Source organism: Microbacterium sp. W1-4-2, from assembly GCF_058349885.2.
In genome coordinates this window covers 90,973-112,683 of sequence record NZ_JBYRJC020000001.1, presented here as the reverse complement: position 1 = coordinate 112,683, position 21,711 = coordinate 90,973, and the positions used below count along the sequence as shown (strand labels likewise).

Annotated in this window: 19 protein-coding genes; 2 read left to right on the top strand and 17 right to left on the bottom strand. The window is 65.7% G+C overall.

Translation table 11 applies throughout. The features are described from left to right. Positions 1 to 27: 27 nt before the first annotated feature. The 9 genes from AC3RX0_RS00575 to AC3RX0_RS00535 form a co-directional block, all read right to left on the bottom strand. On the bottom strand, positions 28 to 507 hold the full coding sequence (locus AC3RX0_RS00575) for an aconitase X swivel domain-containing protein (RefSeq protein ID WP_491504000.1): 480 nt from the start codon (positions 505 to 507) through the stop codon (positions 28 to 30). Then, positions 504 to 1,790 (bottom strand): aconitase X, encoded by a 1,287-nt coding sequence (locus AC3RX0_RS00570; RefSeq protein ID WP_491503999.1) that lies wholly within the window; start codon positions 1,788 to 1,790, stop codon positions 504 to 506. Before AC3RX0_RS00570 ends, AC3RX0_RS00575 begins: the two co-directional genes overlap by 4 nt. A gap of 24 nt (positions 1,791 to 1,814) precedes the next feature. After that, on the bottom strand, positions 1,815 to 2,078 hold the full coding sequence (locus AC3RX0_RS00565; RefSeq protein WP_491503998.1) for a hypothetical protein: 264 nt from the start codon (positions 2,076 to 2,078) through the stop codon (positions 1,815 to 1,817). 1 nt (position 2,079) lies between these two features. Then, positions 2,080 to 3,186, bottom strand: coding sequence for a hypothetical protein (locus AC3RX0_RS00560; protein ID WP_491503997.1), 1,107 nt, complete (start codon positions 3,184 to 3,186; stop codon positions 2,080 to 2,082). A gap of 1 nt (position 3,187) precedes the next feature. Continuing rightward, the gene (locus AC3RX0_RS00555; protein WP_491503996.1) at positions 3,188 to 3,724 is read right to left on the bottom strand and encodes a UGSC family (seleno)protein; all 537 of its coding nucleotides are present in this window, start codon (positions 3,722 to 3,724) and stop codon (positions 3,188 to 3,190) included. Positions 3,725 to 3,864: 140 nt separating this feature from the next. Beyond that, positions 3,865 to 4,680 carry an IclR family transcriptional regulator gene (locus AC3RX0_RS00550; protein WP_491503995.1) on the bottom strand — a complete coding sequence of 272 codons (816 nt, stop codon included), beginning with the start codon at positions 4,678 to 4,680 and terminating at the stop codon, positions 3,865 to 3,867. A 32-nt stretch (positions 4,681 to 4,712) separates the two neighbouring features. After that, complete coding sequence (locus tag AC3RX0_RS00545; RefSeq protein WP_491503994.1) at positions 4,713 to 5,513, bottom strand: ABC transporter permease; 801 nt, start codon at positions 5,511 to 5,513, stop codon at positions 4,713 to 4,715. Between the two features lies 1 nt (position 5,514). Further along, positions 5,515 to 6,348 carry an ABC transporter ATP-binding protein gene (locus AC3RX0_RS00540; RefSeq protein ID WP_491503993.1) on the bottom strand — a complete coding sequence of 278 codons (834 nt, stop codon included), beginning with the start codon at positions 6,346 to 6,348 and terminating at the stop codon, positions 5,515 to 5,517. Positions 6,349 to 6,424: 76 nt separating this feature from the next. Continuing rightward, positions 6,425 to 7,504, bottom strand: a complete 1,080-nt coding sequence (locus AC3RX0_RS00535; protein ID WP_498165822.1) for an ABC transporter substrate-binding protein — start codon at positions 7,502 to 7,504, stop codon at positions 6,425 to 6,427. Between AC3RX0_RS00535 and AC3RX0_RS00530 the strand changes: the two genes are divergently transcribed. Then, a complete protein-coding gene (locus AC3RX0_RS00530) occupies positions 7,480 to 9,780 on the top strand; it encodes a DUF4012 domain-containing protein (protein ID WP_498165820.1) in 2,301 nt (766 codons plus the stop codon). The genes AC3RX0_RS00535 and AC3RX0_RS00530 overlap by 25 nt on opposite strands. Before the next feature lie 21 nt (positions 9,781 to 9,801). On the opposite strand, the gene AC3RX0_RS00525 is transcribed toward AC3RX0_RS00530, so the two are convergent. From AC3RX0_RS00525 to AC3RX0_RS00495, 7 genes are all read right to left on the bottom strand, one after another. Next, positions 9,802 to 11,934, bottom strand: coding sequence for an acyltransferase family protein (locus AC3RX0_RS00525; RefSeq protein ID WP_491503990.1), 2,133 nt, complete (start codon positions 11,932 to 11,934; stop codon positions 9,802 to 9,804). Beyond that, positions 11,885 to 12,877, bottom strand: a complete 993-nt coding sequence (locus AC3RX0_RS00520; RefSeq protein WP_491503989.1) for a Gfo/Idh/MocA family oxidoreductase — start codon at positions 12,875 to 12,877, stop codon at positions 11,885 to 11,887. The genes AC3RX0_RS00525 and AC3RX0_RS00520 overlap by 50 nt, the downstream gene beginning before the upstream one ends. Further along, a complete protein-coding gene (locus AC3RX0_RS00515) occupies positions 12,874 to 13,971 on the bottom strand; it encodes a DegT/DnrJ/EryC1/StrS family aminotransferase (protein WP_491503988.1) in 1,098 nt (365 codons plus the stop codon). Before AC3RX0_RS00515 ends, AC3RX0_RS00520 begins: the two co-directional genes overlap by 4 nt. Continuing rightward, positions 13,968 to 14,573, bottom strand: coding sequence for an acyltransferase (locus tag AC3RX0_RS00510; RefSeq protein ID WP_491505341.1), 606 nt, complete (start codon positions 14,571 to 14,573; stop codon positions 13,968 to 13,970). The genes AC3RX0_RS00515 and AC3RX0_RS00510 overlap by 4 nt, the downstream gene beginning before the upstream one ends. Positions 14,574 to 14,587: 14 nt before the next feature. Further along, complete coding sequence (locus tag AC3RX0_RS00505) at positions 14,588 to 15,883, bottom strand: nucleotide sugar dehydrogenase (RefSeq protein ID WP_491503987.1); 1,296 nt, start codon at positions 15,881 to 15,883, stop codon at positions 14,588 to 14,590. A 14-nt stretch (positions 15,884 to 15,897) separates the two neighbouring features. Continuing rightward, entirely contained in the window at positions 15,898 to 16,971 is a 1,074-nt protein-coding gene (wecB, locus tag AC3RX0_RS00500; RefSeq protein ID WP_491503986.1) for a non-hydrolyzing UDP-N-acetylglucosamine 2-epimerase, read from the bottom strand. Between the two features lie 97 nt (positions 16,972 to 17,068). Beyond that, the gene (locus tag AC3RX0_RS00495) at positions 17,069 to 18,661 is read right to left on the bottom strand and encodes a right-handed parallel beta-helix repeat-containing protein (protein ID WP_498165817.1); all 1,593 of its coding nucleotides are present in this window, start codon (positions 18,659 to 18,661) and stop codon (positions 17,069 to 17,071) included. A 454-nt stretch (positions 18,662 to 19,115) separates the two neighbouring features. Between AC3RX0_RS00495 and AC3RX0_RS00490 the strand changes: the two genes are divergently transcribed. Continuing rightward, positions 19,116 to 20,540, top strand: coding sequence for an O-antigen polymerase (locus AC3RX0_RS00490; protein ID WP_491503984.1), 1,425 nt, complete (start codon positions 19,116 to 19,118; stop codon positions 20,538 to 20,540). Here AC3RX0_RS00490 and AC3RX0_RS00485 read toward each other — a convergent pair. Further along, the gene (locus tag AC3RX0_RS00485) at positions 20,483 to 21,694 is read right to left on the bottom strand and encodes a lipopolysaccharide biosynthesis protein (protein ID WP_491503983.1); all 1,212 of its coding nucleotides are present in this window, start codon (positions 21,692 to 21,694) and stop codon (positions 20,483 to 20,485) included. The two genes, AC3RX0_RS00490 and AC3RX0_RS00485, sit on opposite strands and share 58 nt — an antisense overlap. Between the last annotated feature and the right edge of the window lie 17 nt (positions 21,695 to 21,711).

Sequence of the window (21,711 nt, the reverse complement as noted above, 5' to 3'; positions counted from 1 at the left end):
TGGGATGCCGCGGCACTGTGCTTCGGTTCAGGCTGTGTGCCGGCACCCGCCGGCGCGTTCGATGATCGTCACGGTGCCGGTGTCGCCGTCGACGCGGACGATGTCGCCCGTGCGGATCGTCGTCACCGGGTCCGGGTCGGCGGCGATCACGGTGGGCACCCGGGTCACGATCGCGCCCAGCGCGGCCTTGGTGGTCATGACGCTGATCACCATCGCGGCAGGCGCTGTGTCCATCAACCGGGTGGCCTGAAAGTGGCCCGACCACCCCGACGAGCCCTTCGCGCTCGGAAACACGAGCACCTTGCCGGTGAAGCACTGACCGACCAGCTCGTGCCGGCGCTCGACGATCGTGCCGTTGGACGAGTCGATGCCGCCCCACCCCGAGATGCCCTCGCCGGTCACGAGCGCCTCGGCTTCGACGACGCCGGGAACGATGCCGCGCCCGTGCATCACGACATCCACGCCGCCCACGACATCCACGCCGCCCGCCCGCTCCGCCGCGCTCATGCCGCCGCCAGCTCTCCGCGCCAGCGTCCCGTCAGGGCCGCCGCGATGCACTCGTCGAGCGTGCCGAACCACGCCTCGATGCCGAGGATCGCCGGCAGGTAGTGCGCCTGTTTGGCCGAGTCGGTGGCGAACACGCGCGTGCCGGCCGGCGCGGTGCGCGACATCGCCGGGCACGAGTCGGTGAGCAGGTGCCCGCCGGCGGCCTCGATCACCGCGGTGTAGCCGTTGCGGTCGGCGACCGAGCGCAGGGCGCGCGGGGTCATGATCCACAGTTCCGTGCCCGTGTTCAGACGCTTGCCGTCGAGCATCCGGGCGATGTCGGCGAGCTGGGTCAGCGATGCGTGCGGGCAGCCGAGCAGGATGAAGTCGACGTCTTCGCCGGAGCCCTGCGAGTTCAGCGCGTCATACGCCGCACGTCGCTCGGCGGGGCCGTACGAGATCGCCTCGGGGACGCGCCGGCCGCCGAACGCGGCCTCGAGCGTGGGCGCCTCGGGCGTGATGCCGGGGATGTGGTACAGCTCGACGCCGCCCGAGGTGGCGGTGGCCGCGCCGAAGTGCTTGAGCTCGTCGAGGATCGGCTGCCCCAGCATGCCGCTGACCGCCGGCCGCTCCTCCTGCACCTGCTCGCCGACGAAATAGCCGAACAGTCCCCAGTCCTGCATGGACTCGACCGGCGTCTCGGCCCGCACGTGCCGGGTGGCGTACCGGTTCTCGGGCAGGTGGTTGCCCCAGTAGGGGATCTTGCCGGTGAGGCCTGCGGCGCCGGTGGATGCCGCGCCCTCGCAGTTCGTGCGGGCACCGAGCACAGAGTTGCAATAGACCACGGCCGAGGACTCCATCCAGGCGCAGTGCTCGCCGCGCACGGGCAGGTTGCCCACCTGGTACGGCGTGCAGGTGGCCAGGACGTTCACCCCGCGCTCGCTGAAGAAGGACTCCGCGTCGTCCTGCAGCTCGATGTTGCGCTGGGGGTATGACGAGAGGCCTGAGATCTCGCCGCCGAACCCGTGCTGCAGCTGGCACATCGGCACCTTCATGCGCGGGATCTCGATGTCGTCGTCGCAGTCGAGATTGATCACGGCGTAGGACTTCGCCCAGCCGCCCTCGGCGAACAGCTTCGCCTTGGCCGGCGACGGTTGCGTCATCGTGCCGGCGACATTGCGCGTCTCGCACAACCGATCGGCCCCGAGCGCGTCGCCGTAGCGGATCAGCAGATCCATGGCCGCGGCGACCGCGTCGCCCTCGGCCCCGTCGCGCATGCGCTTCTCTTCGTCGGTGAGCTGCATCGTCCCTTCCCCTCTCCGTGCGGATCAGTGCGACGCGGGCAGGATCACGCGGTCCACGCTCACCGCCGTGGGCTCCAGCGCCGAGGACATGAGCGCCTCCATCACCGGCACCGGCACCAGGCACTCCGCGCACGCGCCGTCGGTCGCCTCGATCGTGACGACGATCTCGGCCGGGCCCGACGGCTCCCAGCCGAGCAGGTATCCGTCGGCGCGCATCATGTCGCGAAAGCCCTGCAGGGCCGCATCGACGGCGGCCGCGTCGACGGCGCCGGTCTCGCTCGCACCCATGTCAGGCACCCACCTTCGACATCGAGTACGGCGTTGCGCGCGGCGGGTTGAGCGTGAACACCTCGACCACCGACGAGACGCCCGCGTTGTTCGCGCCTGCGACCATCACCTGGATGGACGTGGGGTGGCTGACCAGCCGCACCGTGTCGGGGGTGTCGGTGGCGCTCGCCGTGTCGGGCATCGAGTCAGGATGCCCCGACGGCAGCCGCCAGCGGGTCTTGTGCGACAGCGCATCCTTGCCCGCGGCGACCAGGTCGTCGCGCGAGCGCACGACGCGCTGGTAGACGGCCTGGCGCACGTCGTCCTTGCTCCACCCCGCGGCGGCGAAGAGCTCGGCGTGCTCGGGCACGAGCACCAGCAGCGCGCTGGTGTACTCGTGGATCAGGGCGCCGGTGCGCCGGACGCTGTCGGCGAAGTCCTCGACGAGCTGCTCCGGCCGCATCGAGTGGCGGGCCTCGATGTGCATCACCGACCGGATGACGAACGCCGTCACGACGCTGTCCGACGCGGCGTATCCGTTCTCGACGTGGAATGGATCCCATGGGCTCTGCTCTTCGTTCTCGCCGATGCAGGCGGAGTACTTCGCGGGTGTGCCCTGCGTGGCCTGGTCGAGCCGGTGCGGCTGCAGACCGAACACGTTGATGCAGCCGAGGCGGATGGCACGGCCGATCGTCGCGTTGGCCCGGAAGCCCGACCCGTAGATGTTGCCCTCGTAGTTCAGGCCGATCTCGTTGCGGACGGGTCCGTTCACCACGAGGAACGGGGCGGTGCCGGTGGTGCTCTGCCAGATGCCGCGGCGCGGGTGGGGCTCCTGCGCGATCGCCTCCCACGCCGCGATGACGACGGGCAGGTACTCCGGCCGGCAGCCGGCGAGCGCGGCGTTGATCGCCGCGAGTCGCACGGTCATCGACCGGTTCAGGTGCGGGATGTGGAACAGCACCTCGTCCGGGTCGCGGTCCGTTGCCGCCAGAAAGGGCACGAGCGAGCCGGCGGTGACCGGCACGACCGGCAGGCCGTCGGTCCACCCCTTGCTCTCGTAGTACTCCATCGCGTCCTGCAGCTGGTCGGCGTCGACCACGGGCTCGTGGGTCAGGGTCGTGGCATCCATCTCAGTCCTCCACTCCGAGCACGCGCAGCACCGACGGCAGCACCGTCATCGCCCGTTCGTGGATCTGTGCTGAATCGAGGCTCGCCAGCGGATGCTGCACGGCGCAGAACTCGTAGCCGGGAAAGCCCTGCACCCGGGCCATGGCCCGGCCCGACGGGTAGAAGGAGTCGGAGGTGATGGCGGCGGTGGGCACGCCGGCGCGTTCGAGAAGGATGCCGTCGGCCACGGTGGCCGCGCTGCATGAGCCGCAGTCGCCCACACCGGTGATGACGACGTCGACCTCGTCGGCGATCCGGTCGATCAACTCCTGGGCGGCAGGCGTTCCGAAGTAGTCCTTCGTGTATACGCGCGTGCCGGCGATCCCGTGTGCCCGTGCGAGCTCGTCGCCGAGCTCGCCGAGGACGGCGGTCGCATTGGCCTTCGTGTTGTCGAGCAGTCCCACGGTGAGCCCGCGCAGCGACGCGGGGCGGGGGGCGAGCGTGCTCTCTGTGTCGCGCTCGTCCATCCCGGTGGGGTCGAGCAAGAGTTCTACTGTCATGGTGTTCCACTCCTCGAACAGGGCGTGACGACCTTGTCTGGAATCGAGGCTGTCATCGCCCGGGAGCGGATTCACCCGGGTTTTCAGAGAACGGAACACAATGTTCCGCAGGTTCGGACCGGGCCGGGCGGCGGGTGCGCTCAGACGGTGTGGCCCTCGTGCACGACGGCACGCAGGGCCTTCGACAGCCGGGCGGCGGTCATCCGCACGAGCCCGATCTGTGCCATCTCGTCGACGCGCGGGTCCGAGTACGCCAGCGAGAGCGCGGCGATGGTGTCGCCGCCGGGGCCTGCGACGGGGGCGGCGACGGTGCAGTACACCTCGCTGATCTGCCGGTCGCTGACCGCGTAGCCCACGCGCGTCACGTGGTCGAGGATCGCCTCGAGCTCGGTGCGCTCGGTGGGCGTGCGGCTCGTGAAGCGCTCGAGCGGACCGCTGAGCACCTGTTCGCGCACGTCGGTCGGCCCGTAGGCGAGCAGCACCTGACCGACGGCGGTCGCGTGCAGCGGGGAGCGCCCGCCGACGACGGGTTTGCGCACTGGGCGCAGTCCCGGCTGGAACCGTTCGACCGTCACGATCTCCAGTCCCTGCCGGATGGCGAGGTGCGTGGCGAACCCGGTGGTCTCGAACAGGTCCTGCATGTACGGGCGGGCGATGCGCTGCAGGCTCGTGGGGTACGGCGCGACGCTCGCGACCTCCCACAGCCGCAGGCCGATGGAGTACCGGCCGTCGGCCGACTTCTCCAGCGCACCCCACTTGGTGAACTGCTGGACGATGCGAAAGCAGGTGGCCACCGGCAGGCCGGTGCGTCGGCTGATGTCCGAGAGAGTCTGGCGCTCGCGCCGATTCTGGAATGTGCTCAGCACCAGCAGGGCGCGATCGATGACCGACTTGGGCAGTCCATGCTGGTCGACGGCATCCGTGTGCCGCTCGTCGCACTCAGCTTCATCGCTCACCCGTCCATTATCGGCGACCGTCTGCAGCACGATTACGCCAGCGCTTCCTCACGGAGGGCATACACAGACTCGTGCCACGGGATGATGAATCGCTTGGCCTCACTCACGATGAGATACAGCAGCAGTCCCAGCACCGACAGCAGCAGGATCAGGGCGAACGTGCGCGCGGCCTCGAGCGAGTTCATCGCACTGACGACCATGGCGCCCAGGCCCGTGCTGCCGCCGAGGAATTCGCCGACGATCGCTCCGGTGGTGGCCAGGGTGATGGCCACCTCCATGCCCGCGAACAGGTACGGCAGCAGGCTGCGCATCTCGAGCTGCGTGAACGTCTGCGCCCGGGTGGCACTGAGGCTGTGCATCACCTCGCGCTGACCGCGTTCGACCGAGCGCACGCCCAGCAGCACGTTGAGCATGACGGGGAAGAACGCGAGGATCGCGGCGAGCACGATCTTCGAGGTCATGCCGAACCCGAACCAGATCACGAACAGCGGCACGAAGGCGACCTTCGGCGCCACCTGGGCGATGACGATGAGCGGCCGGGTGCTGACTTCGAGCCAGGGGATCTTGCCGAGCACGACGCCCATCACGACGCCGACCAGCACGCCGACCACGAAGCCGATCAGCACCTCGACGACCGTCACTCCGGCCTGCACCCACGTGGCGCTCTCGCCGAGCAGCTCGAGCAGCGACGCACCGACCTCCAGCGGGGACGGCATGATGAGCGGGTTGACCTTGAAGGCGGTCACGCCGATCTGCCACGACGCGATGATCAGGATCACGAGGCCAGGCGTCACGATCCACGGCAGCAGCTTCATTGTGCGCGAGCGAGGCATCTCATTCCTCCTGGTCGAGGTCGCGACGCAGCGACCGGACGATGTCGTTGAATTCGGGGGCGGTCTGCAGTTCGACGTCGCGCGGTTTGGCGAAGTCGATCGGGATGATCTGTCGGATCCGTCCGGGTCGCGGCGTCATATGCACGACACGGTCGGCCAGGAACACCGCCTCGGGGATGTCGTGGGTGACGAAGACCACGGTCGAGTGCGTCTCGATCACGATGCGCTGCAGCTCGAGGTTCATGCGCTCGCGCGTCAGCGCGTCCAGCGCGCCGAACGGCTCGTCCATGAGCAGGACGTCGGGCTCGGTGCTGAGGGCACGGGCGATGGCCGCGCGCTGGCGCATGCCGCCCGACAGCTCCCGAGGGTATGAGCGTTCGAAGCCCTGCAGCCCGACGAGCGAGGCCAGCTCCGCGGCACGGGCCCGCCGCTCCGCCTTGCGCACGCCGCGCAGCTTGAGGGGCAGGGCGATGTTGTCGACCACCGAGAACCAGGGGAACAGGTTGCTCTCCTGAAAGACGAACCCGAGGTTGGCCAGCGCCGAGCCGTCCACGCGACCGTCGTGCCACAGCTGCCGGCCGTCGACGACGATGGATCCCTGCGTCGGTGCGAGCAGACCGCCCATCATCCGCAGCAGAGTGGTCTTGCCGCAGCCGGACCGACCGACCAGCGTGAGGAACTCCCCGCGCTTGATCTCCAGGTCGACACCCGACACGGCGTGCGTGACGCCGGAGCGCGTCGTGAAGTCGCGACCTACTCCGCGGATCTGCAGGCGGACATCGACATCGACGGCCGCGGCATCCTCTCTCTTCTGTGCAAGTGCTTGGTCGTTCATCGTGGACCCCTCCTGGAGTCGTGGCAGGCGCTCGCCCGGTCATCGTCGCCGACAGAGCGAGCGCCGCACCACATCGTCAGTTGGCGGGAAGGTACTTGTCGGTCATCCAGGCGCTCGGGTCCTGGCCGCCCTTGACCAGACCTGCCTGAGCATAGGCGTCGTACGCCTTCTTCCACAGGGCGTCATCGTTCTGGAGCGGCTTGAGCGCGCCGTTCTGGTCGACCCAGATGCCGGTCGAGTACTCCTTGAGCGCGGTCTGGGCCACCTCGGCGTCGTCGAGGGCGGGGAACGACCAGTTCGACTTGAGCGTCTTGATGATGTTCGCGAAGTTGTTCGGCGCGTCGGCCACAATGGCGTTCACCGAGTCCTGGATCGCCGCGAGCACCGCCTTGACCTCGTCGGCCTTCGCCGGGTCGTCGAGCGTCGACTTCGTGGCGATCCACACCTGGTTGGCAGGGGCGTCGGTCAGGCCTGCGGGCGAGACCGTCATGTCCTTGTTCTGCGCGCCGATGCCGATGGCGGTGTCGAGGCTGGCGATGTACCCGTCGAGCGTGCCGCGGCGCACGAGCTCGATGGTGGCTGCGCTCACGGGCGTGGCCTGGCGGGTGACCTTGTCTTTGGGGACCCCGGCCGACTGCAGCGCGAGGTTCAGCGTCTTCTCGCTGGTGCCGCCGATCGAGCCCATGCCGATCGTCGTGCCGGCGAGGTCCTTCGCCGTCTGCAGCGGCTTCTTGTCGCTCGAGACCATGCGCAGGCTCGAGGCATACGTCATGGTGCCCGTGGCCATGAGCGGCTGCCCCTTCTCCATGTTCGGCATCACGTCCGTGGAGTCGACGCGGGTCATGAGGGCGGCACCGCCGACGACCGCCTGCATCGCGGCGGGCGCTCCCTGCACGGGCTGCAGCGTGACGTTCAGTCCGTGCTTCTCGAAGAGCCCGGCCGCCTTCGCGTACATCTCGGGCGTGAAGGTGAGCGACTCCAGCGGCAGGAACGTCGTGATCGTGACATCCTTGGGCGCCGAGCTGCCGCCTTCGCTCCCGGACGATGGACTGGCCGCACATCCGCTGAGGGCGAGTGCTCCGGCGGCGAGCAGGGCCGCTCCGGGCCGGGCCATGCGCTTCCACCAGCGGGTTGAGATTCGATCCTGATTCGTCATTCCTGGCTCCTTCGACGGGAAAACAACGTGCGGCCAGACCTCTGTGTCGGGCTGTTGGGGACGGGGACGGGAAGGCCGCGCTCTTTGATCTTGCTGGCGCCCGTCGCCGGGTTCGAGCGTCTTTCCAACGAATGGAATGCCCGTTGCACCTCTCTCCGGCCGACGCGGTCCGCCGGGCTGCGCGCGGCGCCCATCGAGCCGCTCGCCGGGCAGTCCGCGGCGGGCCGAGCCGGGCTCAGTGGCGGCCGGCAGCCCCGGTTCTCTCAGGGGGCCGCCAGTATGCTGATGCGGTGACCGACGGAACTCCCGAACCCCCCGACGAGGCGCACATCCCGGCCGGCGACCGATCGTCGAAGTTTCCCGATTTCTCCGAGCCGATCGATTGGGCACCCGTCCCCGAGAACAGGCCGCCCGACGCGCTGGCCTATCCGTCGCGCCCGCACCGCCGCACACAGGAGTCCGGGTCGCACAGCGGCCGCTCGTCGCATCACAGGCGCCGGCACAGCCGTCGCCGTCGTCGGCGCTGGCCGTGGATCACGGCCCTGTCGGTCGTCGTCGTGCTGCTCGGCGTGGTCGGCGGCGTCGTCGCCGTGTTCGCGTCGCAAGCGCTGTCGGTGAAGGACGACCTTCTGTCAGCGAAGTCCGTGCTGCAGGCCATCCCCGCTGCGGTGAAGAAGGGCGACACGGCGAAGGTCGATGCCTCGGCGCAGAAGGTCTTGAACCTGACGAAGCGCGCGGACCAAACGGTGCAGGGGCCGCTGTGGGACCTCGCCGCGAAGGTCCCCGTCGTCGACCGGAACGTGGTCGCCGTGCGCAAGGCTGCCGAGGCCACGAATATCCTCGCGGTCGGCGCGCTGCCGCCGGGCGTGAAGCTGATGAGCACGCTCGACCTGAAGAAGATCGCCCTGAAGGGCGGTGGCGTCGATCTCGCACCCATCCGCAAGGCCGGCGAGACACTGCCGGCGATCACAGCCGCCTTCGACAGGGCGCAGCAGCATCTGCACGGGATCGACCGGTCGAAGCTCCTGCCGGCGGTCGATGACGCGATCGGATCGTTGTTCACGATCATGGATGACGCCGCGCCCGCGCTCAAGGACATCCAGCATTACCTGCCGACGATCCTGAATGTGCTCGGCGGCAACGGCAAGCGCACGTACATGATCATGTTCCAGAACAACGCCGAGTCGCGCAGCGGGGGCGGCCTCCCGGCGTCGACGGCGATCGTCGAGGTCGACAACGGTCATGTGAGGCTCGTCGGCCAGACGGCGAGCGGCGGCTTCCCCATCGGCAAGGTCCTCGTCGACCTCCCCGAAAAGACCATGAAGCTCTATCCGCCGGATACGTTCACAGCGTTCGGCAACTTCACCCGCACGCCGAACTTCCCGACCGCGGCCAAGGCGTACGCCGAGCTCTGGCACACGAATCGTGGGGGAAAACTCGATGGCGTCTTCACGGTCGATCCCATCGTCCTCTCGCATGTGCTCAAGGTGACCGGTCCGGTGACGACGGCCACCGGTGAGAAGCTCAGCAGCTCCAACGTGGTGAAGGCTGTCCTCCACGACGTTTACCTGAAGTACAGCAACGCTCAGCAGACGCTGTTCTTCGCCGACGTCGCAGCACGAGTGTTCGCGAAGGTGGCCTCGGGTAAATGGGATCCCGTCGCGATGCTCGACCAGCTGAAGAAGTCGGTCGACGAGCGGCGTCTGCATCTGTGGTTCCCGCGCAAGGCCGAGCAGGCCATGGTCGCCGACCTGGGCCTGGACGGCGCACTGCCCACGACGAACAAGAAGACCACCCAGGTCGGGATCTACCTCAACGATTACGCGGCCAGCAAGCTCGAGTACTTCATGAAGAGCAAAGTGAACGTGACCTGCAATCCTGCGGGCCGCACAGTCACCACCTCGATCACCGTCACGAACAACGTGCCCGCGACGGGGGTTGCGAGTTACCAACTCGGGGTGCGAAACGGTCGCTACGGCGTTCCCCGCGACACCTTCATCCTCGATGTCATGTACTTTGCGGCGGCGGGCGGGAAGATCACCGGTCTCAATCCCGCCCATGGCGACAGCGAGCTCGGCGCTCGTTCCGGCGTCGAGAACGGGCATGCCGCCAAGGCGATCCGCGTGTTCGTGAAGCGCGGGCAGACCCGCACGTTCTCGTTCACGTCCACTCTGCCCAAAGGCACCCTGGGCCCCCTGTCAGTCGGCTACACGCCCACTGCGACGGACACGCCCGTGTCCATCGCGAAGTCGTGCGGGGCGATCACCGGCGGATGACAAGCGCATCCGGGAATCACGCTACTGATGCAGGAGTTCGCGTAGGCGAGAGGACAAGACTGGACCGAGATAGCGCACGAACGGGACCGTGAGGTGACCCTCGTCCCGGTAGACGAGCAGGTTTCCAATCACCACCGGACACATGGTCTCACCGCAGATGAAGTCCTCGAGAGAGATGTACGACGCTCCCGCGCCCGCTGCTGCCTGCTTTTCCGCGTCCGCCAGTTGCGAATCAACCGCCCGCTGCCGTGGTTCCACACACTCATGCAGTTCGCGTGGATGAGCAGAGACGCACATCGGCGGCGATACCTGGAAACGCGGGGTGTCCGCTATGACGAGCACCTGACTGCCTGCAGCCACAAGCCGACCCACCGTGGTTTCAAGCCCCTTGCGCCAGGCAACGACTTTGTCCGCCGGACTAACGCCGTCAAGCTCGTAAGACGATGCATTTGATATAACGACCAGATCGGGCGGGTGTTTGACCAGACGCTCGAGGACGGCGCTGCGCCAAGTGTCGCATCGTTCGTCCGGTACGTTGTTCACCACGACCGTGACATCGACCGAGGGACAACTCGACTTGGTCTGGGTCTCGAGCCGGACCTGCTCATCGTCCGACGCAAAAGCCGCCAGAGCAGGTTGCCATTGGGCCGAATGGGAATCGCCGAACAGTACGATCCTCACTGGGCCGTCGGGGTTCCCATAGAAGCATGGGTGTGGCGTGGTTGCTACCGGCGGGAGATGACAACCATCGCGGTACACGTCCGAGACGGAGGCCGCCGCGTCTTCGAGCGCAGGGTTGAGGTTCGACGGCGCAACCGCGCTCGTGGACGGCAGCACGATCGGAGTCGAGGGCGGGTCTGCGACCGGCGGTCCCAGCGTTCCCTCCCTCGATGCTGCCCATACCGACGTCATGCTGAGGCACAGGACCAGCGTGATGGCTGCAGCGAGCGCGGCCATCAACGACCATCGAGGGCGTCGGCCATTGAGGTGTCGCGAACGTCGCACAGGATCCTCGATCAATCGGAAGATCAACCAGGCGAGAAGCGTCGCTGCCACAAAACCGATGAGGAACTTCGTCCGGATGTTGAGCGGGTGCTGCTCCCCCGCCCAGGCCTGCGAGAGCACCAGCAGCGGCCAATGCACCAGATATAGAGAGAACGAAATCGACCCGAAAAACTGAAGGGGCCGGATACTGAGCCATGCCGATGGGCCCCAGCGAGTGTCAGTCTGACCGAAATACAGCACTGCGGCGGTCGCGAGAACCGGCATTGCGGCAGCTGCACCCGGGAACGGCGTCGTCGCATCCAAGAGCAGCGCACTGGCGCACACGGCTCCAAGCCCCAACCACCCACCCACTGCGGCGATCGATGCCGGAGTGCGGTGCGGTCGAAGTACAACAAGTGCACCCACGACAGCTCCCACGAGCAGTTCCCACGCGCGGCTCGGCAGTAGGAAGAATGCCAAGGGCTCGTTGAGGTAGGTCGTGGCCACGCCCAGAAAGAAGCTCGCCCCCACGAGCAGGAGAATCATGCCGATCAGTGCGACCGCTCGACGGCGAGCGATCATGGCAAGCACCAGCAGGACTAGTGGCCACAGTAGGTAGAACTGCTCCTCGATGCCAAGCGACCAATAGTGTTGGAAGACCGATGGGGAATGATCTGCCAAGTAATCCGTTTCCCGCGCGGCGAACACGACATTGGGCACCATGAGCACGGATGCAATCGCGTCCCCCACCACCCGCGGGAATGCGATCGTTGGATAGACCAACACCGACGCGACGGTGGTTGCCACCACGACTGTCAGGGAAGCAGGAAGGATGCGTCGAGCCCTCCGAGCGTAGAAGTCACCGAAATCAATGCGCCCACGTTGGAAGACCGATTCGAGCAGATGACTCGAAATGAGGAAGCCCGAGATGACGAAGAAGATGTCCACGCCGACGTAGCCGCCCCTCACGCCGGGGATTCCGACATGGTAGAGGACGACGATAATCACTGCGATCGCACGGAGACCTTGGATGTCTGCGCGAATCGGCCGCGAGCGCGCCGGCGCACTGCCCGGCGTCCGATGCCCGGCATGGGGTGTAGCGTCGCCCGTGGAGGCGACGCTACGACCGAACATCTGCCACGGATGCAGCGCGGCTGGATTGAAGTGCACTCTCGATGACGGCCAGCGTCCGCTGTCCCTGCTCCATGGTGACGACGTCGCTGGGCTTGCCCAGCACCGCATCGCGGAACGCTTCGTGCTCTACGCGAAGCGGCTCACGCTTGGGGAAAGCGTACCGAGTGACATCACCTTCTGAGACGCCGCGGAAGGCCGTGACCGACTCCCATTCCAGGGGAACCGTGCCGTTGGCATAGAACGTGAGATCCCCCGTGGACGTGTCGGCGACGAATGCTCCACGCTCACCCGTGACCACTGTCACGCGTTCCTTCATCGGGCTGAGCCAATTGACGAGGTGGTTGACGATGACACCGGACTCGAGACGTCCGGTGATGGCGATCATGTCCTCATGCTGGCGGCCACTCTTGAACGCAGTCTGCCCGAAGACATACTCGTAATCACTCTGAGCGACCCAGGATGTCAGGTCGACATCGTGAGAGGCCAGATCCTTCGCGACACCGACATCGGCGATCCGCGAAGGGAACGGTCCCTGCCGCCGCGTCTGAATCTGGTAAACGGTGCCCAGTTCACCGGCCGCGAGCCGTCGACGCAGTTCTTGCAGAGCGGGGTTGAACCGCTCGATGTGGCCCACGGCACCGACCAGTCCGGCGTCGGCGAAGGCTTCCACCATCCGCTGTCCCGCGTCCAGGCTGTGGGCGATGGGCTTTTCGACGAGGGTGTGCACACCGGCGGCAGCGAGCTTCAGAGCCGCGGCCTCATGGAACTGTGTGGGTACGGCCACGACGGCGACGTCGATGCCCACGTCGATGAGCGCATCGACATCCGGCAGGATGGGAAGAGCGCCGCGAACATTGTGCGGGTCGCCTCCAGGATCCGCGATCGCGACGAGGTCGACGCCGTCCACCTCGCGAATCACTCGCGCGTGGTGGCGCCCCATCATTCCTACTCCGAGAAGGCCAGCGCGCAACGTCATCACGCGCCTGCCTTTGCAACGGCATTGACGGCCTGGACGATCCGCTCCAAGTCGCTCTGGCTCAGCGACGGGTGCACGGGGAGCGAGATCACCTCCCGAGCAGCGCTCTCTGTCTGCGGCAAGTCCACTCCGGGCGCGTAGGGCGCCAACGACGGCAGCCGGTGGTTCGGGATCGGATAGTACACTCCGCTGCCGATCTGGTACTCGTCACGCAGGGCCCGCACGAACCCGTCCCGGTCATCCGGCACTCGGACCGTGTACTGGTGATAGACGTGCACTGCTCCTGCTGCAACCGGGGGGACGACGACACCGCGCAGGTGTTCGTCGAGAAAGGCGGCGTTATTCTGCCGTGCGACGGTCCACGCATCCACTTTGGTCAACTGAACGCGGCCTATCGCGGCGTGAATGTCGGTCATGCGCGCGTTGAAGCCGATCACTTCGTTTTCGTACTGCCGCTCCATTCCCTGGTTCCTCAGCAACCGCGCGGTGCGCGCGATCACTTCGTCGGCGGCCGAGATCATGCCTCCTTCGCCGCTCGTCATGTTCTTCGTCGGATAGAGCGAGAACATCGCGAACGTGCCGAACGTACCGACAGGGCGACCATCGAGGGAGGCACCGTGTGCTTGCGCCGCATCCTCGTACAACGCGATCCCATGAGCGTCCGCGATTGACTGCAACTCGCGCATGCGCGCCGGGTGCCCGTAAAGGTGCACGGGCATGATGCCCTTCGTCCGGCTGGTGACCGCGGCTTCGACGGCTTCGGGGTCAAGGGTGAACGTGTCGGGCTCGATGTCGACGAACACCGGAGTCCCACCCGTGAGGGCCACGGAGTTGCCCGTGGCGGCGAAAGTGAAGGACGGGACGATGACCTCGTCCCCGGGTCCGACGCCTGCCGCCAGCAGGCCGAGATGCAGGCCTGCCGTGCCCGAGTTCACCGCGACAGTAGGCCGCCCCTGTACGAAGTGTGCCGCGAATTCCGTTTCGAACGCGGCGACCTCGGGCCCCTGAGCCACCATCCCGCTGCGCAGCACTCGGTCGACCGCCTCACGCTCCTCGGCGCCGATGATGGGCTTTGCTGGTGAGATGAACTCGGTCACGCGTCTTCCTCCATAAGTTCGCCGTCGATCTCCGTATATCGTGCTCCGGTCACCGGGCACTCCCAGCTGCCGTCGTCGGCTTCGACCAGGCGGTGACCTGCGGTCCCCACCCAGCCGATCCGACGCGCGGGAACACCGGCGACAAGAGCGAACGGGGACACGTCCTTGACCACGACGGCGCCCGCGGCCACCATCGCCCAGGCGCCGATACGCACGGGCGCGACGCACGTCGCGCCCGCGCCGATCGACGCCCCCCGTTCGACCGTGACGCCGACGGATTCCCAGTCGTGCGCATTCTTGAGAGTGCCATCAGCGTTGATGGCACGCGGATGCACGTCGTTGGTCAAGACGACGGCCGGACCGACGAAGACCCCCTCGGCCAGCATGGCGGGCTCGTAGACCAGTGCATAGTTCTGCACCTTGCAGTTGTCACCCATCACGACGCCGGTGCCGATGTAGGCGCCTCGGCCCACGATACAGTTGCGCCCGAGGACAGCGTGTTCGCGCACCTGCGCGAGATGCCAGATCGAGCTGCCGTCGCCGATCGTGGCGTCTGCGGACACGTCTGCTGATTCTTGGATCCGGGGGGCGGCGTCAGTCATCGGCCGCACCACACTCAACACGCACTGCCGACGACCATTCGCGGGGTTCCTCGCCAACGATCTGCATCGGTGGCGTTGCGGCCGTCGACGAGCAGGCGGATTCCGGGAAGCTGCTCCGGTCCCAGTTCGCGATACTCGGAGTGGTCCGTCTGTAGGATCGCCAATTCCACCGGGTCCCCGAGTACGTGAGGTTCGAACCCCATCGCGCGCAACTCGGCATCGGTGTACATCGGATCGTGCACGGTGACGACAGCGCCCCGCGAGCGCAGCGCGTCAACGGCAGGGAAGACTCCCGAGAAGGCCGTCTCCTTGACGCCACCGCGATACGCCGCCCCGAGCACGACAGAGCGCAGTCCGTCGAGCGAGCCGAGGATGCTCTCCGCCTGCGCGACGAGACGCTCAGGCATCGACGCATTGAGGAGTCGAGCCGTGCGGACGATATCAGCGTCCGGATCGGTCGACAGATACAGACGAGGGTAGACCGGGATGCAGTGCCCTCCCACGGCGATGCCCGGCCGGTGAATATGGCTGTAAGGCTGGGAGTTGCAGGCTTCGATCACCTTGTAGACGTCGATCCCGTGGGATGCGGCGAACAGCCCGAACTGGTTGGCGAGCCCGATGTTGACATCGCGGTAGGTCGTCTCGGCGAGCTTCGCCATCTCCGATGCCTCCGTCGTGCCCAGATCCCAGACACCGTTCGGACGGGTCAGGTCAGGGCGTTCGTCGAACTGCAGTACCGCTTCGTAGAATTCGCGTGCCCGACGGGTGCCTTCCGACGACAGCGCACCGATCAGCTTCGGATACTTGCGAAGGTCTTCGAACACCCGGCCGGTCAGCACCCGCTCCGGGGAGTAGACCAGGTGGAAATCGACGCCCTCTGTCAGACCCGATCCCGCCTCGAGCATGGGCTTCCAGCGGGTTCGCGTGGTCCCGACTGGCAGCGTCGTCTCGTACGAAACGAGTGTGCCGGGCGTCAGATGCTCGGCCAGCGATCGAGTTGCCGCGTCCATGTATTGGAAGTCCGGCTCCCAGGTTTCGTCGTCCACGAACACTGGAGCAACCAGCACCACGGCATCCGCCTGCGGAATCGCCTCGGCATAATCCGTCGTCGCACGGAGCCGGCCTGAAGGGATCAGCTCGGACAGCTTCTCCTCCAGGTGCGCCTCCCCGGGAAACGGCTCACTCCCCCTGTTGATGGTGTCGACTGCCCTCTGATTGACGTCCACACCGACCACCTCATGACCGGAGGAAGCGAACTGGACGGCGAGGGGGAGCCCGATCTTTCCGAGGGCCACAACGGCGATACGCATGAGGTCCAGTCTATTTAGACCGGAGCAGCGGCTCGGATCAGTTCGGTCACGACGCGCTCGGCGGCGTGGCCGTCACCGTATGGCTCCTCGCTGGTCTCCGCCGGGCGGGGTCGGGTCACGGCGGCTGCGATCTCCTCGGTCGTGTTGGCAAGCACGTTCCACCCGAGGCCGATCGTCTCCACCCACTCCGTCTCGGTGCGCACCGTCGTGCACGGCACCCGTAACAGGAACGCCTCCTTCTGCAGCCCGCCCGAGTCCGTCACCACGCCAGCGCTCGACTGCGCCGCCGCGATCAGATCCGGATATGCCAACGGAGCGTGGGCAATCAGTGATCCCCGGGCCAGCTCGATGTCATGCGCGGCCGCCTTCGCCACCACCCGCGGGTGCGCCAGCAGGACCACCGGCTTGTCCAGCCCCGCGAGCCCGGCCACGACCTCGGAGAGACGCGCAGGGTCATCGGTGTTCTCGGCTCGGTGGATGGTCGCGACATAGTAGCCGCCAGGCTCCAGTGCCAGCTCCTCCGCAAGAGCGGATGGACGGCCTGCGACCTCATCGCGCACGTCGAACAGCACATCCGTCATCACGTCGCCCACGAGCACGGTGCGCGACTCCAACCCCTCGGTCGCGAGGTGCGCAACCGCGACCTGGGTGGGTGCCAGCAACAGATCCGCCGCGTGATCGGTCATCACGCGGTTGTGCTCCTCAGGCATCCGGCGGTTGAAGCTCCGAAGCCCCGCCTCCAGATGCGCGACCGGAATGTGCATCTTCACCGCGCTCAGCGCCGCCGCCACCGTCGAGTTCGTGTCTCCGTACGCCAACACCCAATCCGGCCGGTGCTCATCGAACACGGCGTCCAATGCCGCGAGCATCGCCCCCGTCTGAACGCCGTGCGAGCCACTTCCCACTCCCAGATGCACGTCCGGAGGAGCGATGCTCAGATCCTCGAAGAACACATCCGAAAGCATCGGATCATAGTGCTGCCCCGTATGCACGATCACGTGCTCCGCGCCACCGGCCTTCACCGCAGCATGAATAGGGGCAAGCTTCACGAACTGCGGTCGTGCGCCCACCACGCTGACGATCTTCACAGGACACCAGTGTAAGGCGCCTTCGGTTCCGCCACCGTATGGGTCATACGTCCGCCGAGACCACGCGTCGCTCCCGCCTCACGACCAGCCGCCCGATCTAACGCATTAGGCCGAGATCCCGCAGAAGCGAGAGAATTGCATCAATCGAGCGTTTCAGCCCGGCCGCGTTCGCCGCGGGCGAGGGGATGGTCGTTGCTTGACGCACCGGCTCTGCGCCGTAGAAGCCAAGTCTCTGTGCATCACTTCGATGTTGAATTGCAGCGCCCTCATCAACCGTCGGAATAGTCGCGCTCGCCCAGTCGTTTCCGCCACCATCAAGGACGACATTCTTCGATGAAGGTGGCAGGTTCAGACCACGGTCATTAACGTGCGTCGCCTTCTTCGACACGCGCACGATCGTGGTGTTAGATATAGTCACCCTGTTGTTGAGCGAATGAAGCTGTACTGCCATGCACGTCGGCTGGCCATCTGACCAAACGTCTACAACCGTGTTTCCCGTCGCCTTCGCTCCGTAATTGTCGTGATTGAAATCTATCCCCGAGTACCCCGGCCTGATTATTGTGTTATCGCTAACGGACACACCAGCCGTGCAATAAAGCTGAAGGGCCGCGCCATTCGACGAGCTCTCCGTCCCATAATCGCTGATTATGTTGCCCGATACGCGCCCTGTCGCAAGTTCGCGTGCGGCACCAACGCTGTCAACCGCTCCTGCGAACACGATCCCCCTTTCTGCCGTGCCGTCCGTCCTCCCGAAACTCACGGCATTATCGACCACGATGCAATTCAGCGGAGCGTAAACCGTACCGGATGGGCCGCCTGGCTCTCCCCTGGAGCCGAGCACTGCGATACCTCTCAACGCCCGATACACAGCGTTGCCGCGGAATGTGATGTTCTCTCCCGCGTGCGTATCCAGCCCTTCCCAGTTCGGCACACCATCGACAGTGACTCCTTCAACGGTGATGTCCCTCGAGCGGGGTGACACGGTTACGATGCTTCCTGACGTCTGCCGACTGATAGCAATACCGTATGAGTTCACAAATCCCGATGGTTGCAGAATGTCCCGAATTACCCCTCGCTGGACGACCCCGTTGATTGCCGACAACAACAGAACTCCGGCGTATGCGCAACGGCTGATATCCACGTCAGCGATGACGAAGCCATAGACATGCTCCAGATGGATGCCACACATTGAAAACTCCCGGATGTGTGGCCGGAGAATCTGAAGACCGACAATAGGCTTGTTCGCTCGGGCGGCTCCTCGTATGCCGTTTCCCTTGCCCGACGAGTCTCCACCGGTTCCACTCAGCATCGGGTCTTCTATTCGGATGTAGTCTGATGCGATCACGACGGCCGCAATATCCGCGGAAGTAACGCTGATCTCCCCCGCTTCTCGAAAGCGCAGTGTGACAGGCTTATCTACGACGAACTCCACGTCTCTGGTGTGAGGTGTGGCGATCTCAAGCAGGCCTCTCGGCGGTGTCGCTGCAAGCGCCGCCTCCAGCGAGTCATACTCCGAATCGCGAACGATCCCCTCGATCTCAGGACCGGCTGACTCGTTTTGAGGCATCGTGAAGCGATCCATGGCAAGGGCGGACAGCCCTGACAATCCCGCCACTCCGATCACGGCTCGCCGCGAGAGTGGCGCCGATTGGCTGTTGATCGCCGAGTTCTCTGCTCTCTTGGGCGCCATCACGCACCTGCGGAATCGATGAGGGGGCTTGATTGAACGGGTCTCTTGCTGCGCCAAGCCAGGCCGATTCTGGGCGCTGCCTTCCCTTGTTGGGCCTCCCACACCTCGAGGGCATCGCACTGTGCGCTCATCCCGGGACCATGGCTTCGCAAGGATCGTGAGTTCGACGTCATCCTGCATGGGCCACTACCGGTTCCAAACTCGGAGTGGTCGGCGGCGACAGCCGAAGCAGCCCAAGCCTCTTCTGACGGCGCCGAACGCCTACTAGGGTTCAGTTCGCGTCGGTGGTCAGCCACACCTTTCACCCTAACGGCGGATGCATGCCATCGCCGGTGACAGAAGCCGACGACGCCCCTCGGTGCGGTCTCCTCTGCGCGCCCAAATACCATTGCCCGGTGCGGGCGGCCCGCTTCGCGCACAGGCGGACCTGTTCGCGCGCGGTAGCATATCCAGGATGGAGGAGCGAACGGCGAACGCCCAGCGCCTGCGCGCGGTGAACGCCCAGCGCCTGCGCGCGGTACTGACCCTGGTCGGATTCCCCGTGGCCGTCGCCTTGTATTCGCTGATCATCCATGATGTCTACGCGGGCCTCGTTGCACCGTCCTTCTCCTATCTCGGCAATCGCTATGCCACCCCCGATTCAGGGGCCATGATCATCGCATGGGCCATGGCGTCCATTGTCGTGTTGACACTGCCACGGACGTTGCACCGACCATCGTCGATCATGCTCTGGATCCTCTACGTAGTCACTGTGGCACCTGCGATCCTGATGGCTCCGTACACGTCGTACCTCAGCGCCTCGTATGCGACGCTCACTGGTGCAGTTATCGGAGGCACCTTCATGGTCGTTGCCTTCGCGCAGAGAGGCGAGCGGAAGCCGCTGCGATTGAGCGTGTCTCCGACGACTCTGTGGATCGTCATTGCGCTGTTCTCGTGCACTACCTACATCCTGCTGATGGTGTCCACGGGCCTGAGCTTCAAGTTCCTCAGCATCCTCGACGTGTACAACGTGCGCGCCGAATACGCCGATGAAGCCTCATCCATCGGCCTTCTCGGCTATCTGGTGTCACCGCAGGCGAACATCGTGAACCCGCTGATCGCCGCCCGTGGAGTCGTCAAGCGGAGCTGGCTTCTCGTTGCGACCGCGATCGCGGGGCAGCTGATCCTCTACTCGACGACAGGCTTTAAGCATGTCCTCTTCGCGATCCTTGCGTGGCTGATCATCGTCCTCGTTCTGCGGCGACGTGGCACCCAGACCCCCGGCATCGCCCTTCTCGCTGGAGCCGGTGGACTGATGCTTCTGGCCGCAGCCATCGATGCGATCAGTGATTCGAATCTGATGACATCGCTGTTCTCGCGTCGCTTCATCTTTGCGCCCGGTGTGCTCACCTCGGCCTTTGTCAGATACTTCACCGACAACCCGCAGGCCCACCTCGGACACTCCATCCTGCGAGGGTTCGTTGACTATCCGTACGCGTTGCCACCCCCCTTCCGAGTCGGACTCTGGATGGCGGGCAGCCCGGAGCTCGCGGCGAATGCGAACCTCTTCGCGGACGGGTACTCGAACTTCGGCTGGCTCGGGATCATAGGCGCGGGGTTCATTCTCCTCGTGTACCTGCGTATCCTCGACCGCGCTGCAACGGGGTTGCCGATCGTAGTCAGCGCCATGATCGTGGTCATCCCCTCGATCGTCCTATCGAACACCTCGATCCTCACAGCCATGTTCACACACGGTCTTGTTGCCGGAGTTGTCCTCCTGGCGCTGGTGCCACGAGATACACCAATCGACGAGCTTGGCCGGGTGAAGCGACCTGCCGCGGGTCAGGCCCGTTCCGCACGCCGCGCGACGCTGACGCAGAGGAGCAGCAGCACGAGATAGAGGATCACCTGCGTAGTTGTCAGTAGTACAAGGGCGACAGCTAGGGAAGCGCCAAGCAGCGCCGGCATGACGACACTGACGACCGTGAGGACCGTCCGAGAGATATCCCAGGTGAGTTGCATTGACTGGCGTTCCAGTACAAGCAGGGCGCGGGAGATCGGTGACACTGCGAGCTGAAGAACGTAGAACGCGACGACGATCTGCGCGAACATCCCCGCTTTCGACCATTCCTCGCCGAACACCCATCCGAACAAGGGCGGTGCGAAGACTGCGATGATGACTCCGGGCAGCAGCCCGAGCAGGAACAGACGCATGGAGATCCGCATGATAAATCCGGTCAGCTGGTTCGATCGCGCCCGTACCAGCGCTGAGAACGTGCCCTCGAAATACTGGCTCACGGCGTCGGTGACCATGCCGATCGGTGTCGCCAGGACTCGCACGGTCAGCGCGTACAACCCCGCCTCTACCGTGCCGAAGAAGGCGACGATGAGTACAGGCGGCAGTTGCAGCCCGAGGACATTGAGCATCCGCGACCAAGTCGCCACCAGCGGAAAGCGCCGGTAGCGCCTCGCTACGACCGCAACCCGAGTCGCTGATTGCCTCCAGGCTCCGCTGAGCGCCTTCCACGGCGCAATCCCGACTACCGCGGCCGCTCGCCCGACGCCCATTCCCGAGAGCAGCCCGATCGGCCCCGCTCCGATAAGGCCAAGCACCACGCTGGAGATCGCCTGGGACAGTCCCAGTGCGACGTTACGCCCGGCGAGGAGATCGAATCGTCGAGCGCGCACAAGCCATGAGGAAAGCAACGAGAACATACCCATCACGACGACAGTCGCCGGAAGTAGCCACCACAGGCGCGCGAAGACCGCAGTTCCAAACACGCTATCCAAGCTTGGGCCGGCAAAGGCCGCGATGACCGCGAGCGCGAGACCGATCACGATGACAGTGGCTGCCCCGAGCAGAAGGACGGACCGTGCTTGCTGATCGGCGCGTGGAACAACAACCGCGCGTTCCCAGCTGAGGGTCGCGATGCTCCCCATCACCGTGGCGATAGCGGTGAACACAGTCAGCGCCGCAAAATCCTCTGGCGAGTACAGCCGGGTGAGCACTGGCGAGACTGCGAGGAGCACTCCCTGACCGGCAAGGGTACCCATGAGTATCCGACTTGCTC

What these genes read in the sequence shown, in the direction of transcription:
- AC3RX0_RS00575 (WP_491504000.1), bottom strand. Translation starts at nt 507, where the DNA reads ATGAGCGCGGCGGAGCGGGCGGGCGGCGTGGATGTCGTGGGCGGCGTG.
- AC3RX0_RS00570 (WP_491503999.1), bottom strand. Translation starts at nt 1,790, where the DNA reads ATGCAGCTCACCGACGAAGAGAAGCGCATGCGCGACGGGGCCGAGGGC.
- AC3RX0_RS00565 (WP_491503998.1), bottom strand. Translation starts at nt 2,078, where the DNA reads ATGGGTGCGAGCGAGACCGGCGCCGTCGACGCGGCCGCCGTCGATGCG.
- AC3RX0_RS00560 (WP_491503997.1), bottom strand. Translation starts at nt 3,186, where the DNA reads ATGGATGCCACGACCCTGACCCACGAGCCCGTGGTCGACGCCGACCAG.
- AC3RX0_RS00555 (WP_491503996.1), bottom strand. Translation starts at nt 3,724, where the DNA reads ATGACAGTAGAACTCTTGCTCGACCCCACCGGGATGGACGAGCGCGAC.
- AC3RX0_RS00545 (WP_491503994.1), bottom strand. Translation starts at nt 5,513, where the DNA reads ATGCCTCGCTCGCGCACAATGAAGCTGCTGCCGTGGATCGTGACGCCT.
- AC3RX0_RS00540 (WP_491503993.1), bottom strand. Translation starts at nt 6,348, where the DNA reads ATGAACGACCAAGCACTTGCACAGAAGAGAGAGGATGCCGCGGCCGTC.
- AC3RX0_RS00535 (WP_498165822.1), bottom strand. Translation starts at nt 7,504, where the DNA reads ATGACGAATCAGGATCGAATCTCAACCCGCTGGTGGAAGCGCATGGCC.
- AC3RX0_RS00510 (WP_491505341.1), bottom strand. Translation starts at nt 14,573, where the DNA reads ATGACTGACGCCGCCCCCCGGATCCAAGAATCAGCAGACGTGTCCGCA.
- AC3RX0_RS00505 (WP_491503987.1), bottom strand. Translation starts at nt 15,883, where the DNA reads ATGCGTATCGCCGTTGTGGCCCTCGGAAAGATCGGGCTCCCCCTCGCC.
- AC3RX0_RS00495 (WP_498165817.1), bottom strand. Translation starts at nt 18,661, where the DNA reads ATGGCGCCCAAGAGAGCAGAGAACTCGGCGATCAACAGCCAATCGGCG.
- AC3RX0_RS00490 (WP_491503984.1), top strand. Translation starts at nt 19,116, where the DNA reads ATGGAGGAGCGAACGGCGAACGCCCAGCGCCTGCGCGCGGTGAACGCC.
- AC3RX0_RS00485 (WP_491503983.1), bottom strand. Translation starts at nt 21,694, where the DNA reads ATGGGTACCCTTGCCGGTCAGGGAGTGCTCCTCGCAGTCTCGCCAGTG.